The 4,489-nt window shown below is 35.8% G+C and carries 3 protein-coding genes; 1 reads left to right on the top strand and 2 read right to left on the bottom strand.

Features of this window, described 5'->3' with window-relative positions; translation table 11 throughout:
• Positions 1 to 395 (bottom strand): CotD family spore coat protein (locus tag N782_RS22140; protein ID WP_272913665.1); only part of this gene is annotated, 395 nt, incomplete at its 3' end.
• Positions 396 to 586: 191 nt separating this feature from the next.
• The gene (locus tag N782_RS20275; RefSeq protein ID WP_036824827.1) at positions 587 to 985 is read right to left on the bottom strand and encodes a cytidine deaminase; all 399 of its coding nucleotides are present in this window, start codon (positions 983 to 985) and stop codon (positions 587 to 589) included.
• 214 nt (positions 986 to 1,199) lie between these two features.
• Between N782_RS20275 and N782_RS20270 the strand changes: the two genes are divergently transcribed.
• Positions 1,200 to 4,274 carry an efflux RND transporter permease subunit gene (locus N782_RS20270; protein ID WP_036824825.1) on the top strand — a complete coding sequence of 1,025 codons (3,075 nt, stop codon included), beginning with the start codon at positions 1,200 to 1,202 and terminating at the stop codon, positions 4,272 to 4,274.
• Positions 4,275 to 4,489: the final 215 nt, after the last annotated feature.

Raw genomic sequence — 4,489 nt, 5'->3', positions numbered from 1 at the left:
TGCATTCCTGGTCCCTGCATTCCTGGTCCCTGCATTCCTGGTCCCTGCATGCCAGGCCCTTGCATTCCCGGCCCTTGCATTCCTGGTCCCATACCTTGTGGTCCGGTCGATGCTCCAGCAACTTGACTACCTGGTCCTTGCATTCCTGGTCCCATCCCCATCGGTGAAGTTGGACCCATGTTTACGTCTTGTTGAGAGTACTGATTTACATCAGATTGAGTTTGTGGGTAGAAGTTTTTATTTACTGTATTAAGGTGATTTACATTGGTAGTGTGTGTAGGGAATACATTGTTAACCTCTTGTTGGTAGAAATTATGCTTTACACAATGTTTCGTAGGGTAAACATTTGTTTTCGTAGGACTTACCATTCCAGGTTGACACATCTTTTTATGCATTAATGCTGTCTCCTTTCTTTAATTAGGTTCACTAATAACCTATGTGAACATAAGGAGACATGTACTAAGTCAGATACCTATTTTATGGTGAAATGTCTTAATATATGCAGATATACCAGCCTATTTTATATAAAGCATTATTATATAAAAGAGCTGTGTTCCATTGCGAACGCAGCTCTTTTTCATAATGTTTAATCTGATAAGTCATCCTGTGAAAAGGAATATGGTAACAACTCTTCCACTGTGACTTGTTTTACTTCTCCATGTAAATTAGTAGTGTACACTTCAGCATCAGGTGAAAAGAATTCACTTATTACCTGTCGGCACGAACCACAGGGCGGTACTGGTCTTTTTGTATCTGCAACTACTGCGAGACTTTGAAAATCACTTTCCCCGTCTGAAATTGCTTTAAAGATTGCTACCCTCTCGGCACAGCAAGTAACAGGATATGCAGCATTTTCAATATTACAGCCATCATAAACTTTTCCGGATTTTGTTACAACTGCTGCTCCTACTGGAAAGTGGGAATAAGGTACATATGCTTTTTCTCTTATGGACTTTGCTCTCTCTATCAAATCTTGTTTATTCATGGATGAATACCTACCTTTTCACATATAAAATGGATTTTAATTATAAGAAAAATAACGTCTTCTGTAAAGCGTTTGCACAATGTAAAAGGAAATATAAAAAAGAAAATGATATTTAAGAACATTGTACACTACCTACGATTAGCATATCTCCTTATAGATATAGTAAACTTATATTATATATTTTCATTAATTTTCTAAAAGGGGGTACTAGTAAATGGGTTGGATATTAAAATATCGCAAAATTGTCTGGGTATTTATAGCATTACTTATTTTTACTGGTGTATTTACATATTTACAATTACCTAAAAGAGAAATTCCTGAAATCAACGTAAATGTTGCTACGATTTCAACTGTTTATCCTGGTGCAACGCCACAAGAAGTAGAAAGTACCATTACGAATCCTTATGAAGAAGAGCTTCAGGACTTATCAGGAGTGGATTCTGTTGAATCTGTCTCAACTACTGGATTCTCTTCTGTAACCATTACTTTGTCTGGGGATGCTGATCGTCAATCTGTATTCTCCAAACTTAGACAATCGGTTTCTGACATATCTAGAGCATTTCCAGATACAGTCCAGGATCCAACTGTACAAACTGATTTCCGCATGTCTGCTGTATCATCCTACAATTTTGTAAGCGATAATTACAGTAACCTATATAAATTGAAAAATACTCTTAATGAATGGCAATCAACTATCACGAACATAAGTGGTGTTGAGTCGATACAAATTAAGGGGCTACCTGAAGAACAACTAATAGTTGAACTTGACAATGAAGCTTTAAGTGATCAACAACTTTCACCTTTTCAGATAGTAAATAAGTTGAAGCAAGAATTGGAACCTGGTGCCATAGGGACCGTAGAAGAAAATGAAAAAAAGTATCAATTACTTTTAAATAAAATTGATGATTGGGAGCAATTAGAAGAATTATCGGTAGGCTCTACATCTGAAGGTAATCCACTTTATTTAAAAGATGTAGGATCAGTCAACTTAACCTATAAAGAGAATGAGGATTTAATTACGTATAAAGGGGATCCTTCGTTATCTTTTACAGTATTAGCCAAAGAGGGAGTAAATATATCTGCACTTCAGGATAAGGTAACGGAAAAAGTTGACGCTTTGTCTAATGACCTCCCTTCTGATGTTGAAGTGAAACAATTCTATACTCAAAGTACTATTATTGAAGAAGTGTTCACTAATTTACTTACATCATTTGGTATATCCCTTTTAGCAGTGCTAGTTATTATGCTTATTGGGCTGCCTTTTTCTTCAGCTATTTTAGTAGCTATTTCGATTCCAATCTCCGTTATTATAGGATTAATTCCTTTACCATATGTTGGAGTTGATTTAAATCAAATTTCGATAATAGGAGTAATCATAGCTATAGGAATCTTAGTAGACGATGCTATAGTTGTTAACGATAATATTCAGAGACGTTTCCAATTAGGGGACAGTGCATGGAAAGGTACGATTCAAGGTATTAAGGAAGTTCGAGTATCAATCATAACATCCACGTTAATGATAATTTTCAGTTTCTTTCCATTAACTTTCTTATCTGGAAGTAATGGTGACTTTATTCGAGCATTACCTACTACACTCATTACCACCATCATTGCATCGACTATTATGTCATTAACGTTAATTCCTACTGTCCAATATGTCCGCCGTAAACGTAAGAAACAAACAGCACCTCCTAAAAAAGTTGGCCTATTGGGATCTGTATTTAATGCTATAGAAGCTTTTTATGCGGAAACTGTTTTGCCCAAAGTTACAAAGAAGCCATTTATATTCGGTATTTCAGGTTTGGTTATTTGTGCGTTGTTAGCTAGTCTTGTTATTAAGATTCCATTTGAATTCTTCCCTTCTGCTGATCGTAAAGAAGTTACAATTTCAATGACCTTACCAGAAGGAAATACGCTAGAAAATACCCAAAACACTTTAGAAGAGATGGAAGCCTTTTTACAAAGTAATAGTGACAATATAACAGAAACAGCTGTTTTTGCTGGATCAGGAATGCCAAACTTATTTAGTTCTGGCTTGACTCAAAGCGGTGAAAATACAGGGCAAGTACTTGTGAGAATAAATAAGGAGAAAACAAGTGCATCTTCCTTTATTTCTGAATGGGAGGAGCCTTTAAGAGATCAATTTCCTAAAGGTGAAATCTTCTTAGAAACGATTACATCTGGCCCTCCTCCGAGCGCACCAATTGCAGTAAAGATACAAGGCCCTGAACTGAATAAACTATTAGATATTGCCAATGATCTAAAAGGTAAAATGAAGAAGATTGATTCAACCGAAATGGTGACATTAAATATGGGCTCAGAGCAGCCTTACATTGAATATTCATTAAACCGAGATAAAATGGCAGAAAATAATATATCAGTTGAACAAGTTACATCACAGTTGCAAGTAGCAAATACAGGGATCCCTCTTCCTGTGTTCGATAATGGAATTAACCAATATGACATGAAGGTACTGTTAGATGATGATAGTGAATCTGGAGTAGCATTGGATTCATTGCAGGTAGTCTCTCAAACTAATGGGAATCAGCCTCCTGAAGTATTTACACTTAATGAATTTATTACAAAAAGTGAATCTACCCAGATTGGATCAATTCCCCATTTAGATGGAAAAAGAACCATAACGTTAAAAGGTTTTGGAGAAGAAGGAAATTCTGACTTTCAACAAGAGGCAAATACGTTAATAAGTAACTTTGAAGAGACTTTACCCGCAGACTATTCCTTTAGCCAAACTGGTGGGTCTAGTGCTCAACAAGAATTCTTTATCGAAGTTTCCAAGCTTTTTGTTATTGTTCTCTTTTTAATTTACCTTGTGATTGCCATTCAGTTTAACTCCTTGTTAATGCCGTTACTCATTACAAGTACTGTATTTTTAGCTATAACTGGGGCAATCATTGGATTATTTGTTACCAATCAGCCATTAAGCTTTTTAGCAGTCCTGGGGATTGTTTCCCTATCAGGTATTGTTGTACGAAATTCAGTCATTCTCATTGAGTTTATTGAACAAAACCATAAACAATCATCATCCATTATCAGTTCTGTCATTGAAGCCGGCAGAGCACGCATACGTCCAATTCTGCTTACTTCATTAACATCAATAGCAGCGTTATTACCAATAGCTTTTAGTGGAGATGTATTGTTTAGACCATTAGCTGTTTCTATAGTTGCAGGTTTGTTATTCTCTACAATCCTTACCTTAATACTCTTACCTGCCTTTTATTTGATGCTTCATAGGGTTAATCATGGTAAACCAAAGAAAGATAAGGCATAAGCAGCTTATCTGTTAGAATGTAACGTAAAAATTATTAATCGCATGGGGATTCCTCTACCTCCCCATGCGATTTTTATTTTAGTTTCGCTATTACAAGTGTGATGATATTGAGATTGTTATTTATTATAATCTTCAATAAAAGCCCCATTATGTTGAAGACTTGGAATCGAGATAAATCTGGGTATGAAAGATGTTTCCGTTGCTTTCGTGAGAAT

The organism is Pontibacillus yanchengensis Y32, assembly GCF_000770635.1.
Taxonomy (GTDB): domain Bacteria; phylum Bacillota; class Bacilli; order Bacillales; family BH030062; genus Pontibacillus; species Pontibacillus yanchengensis.
This window is presented reverse-complemented; position numbering and strand designations above follow the sequence as displayed.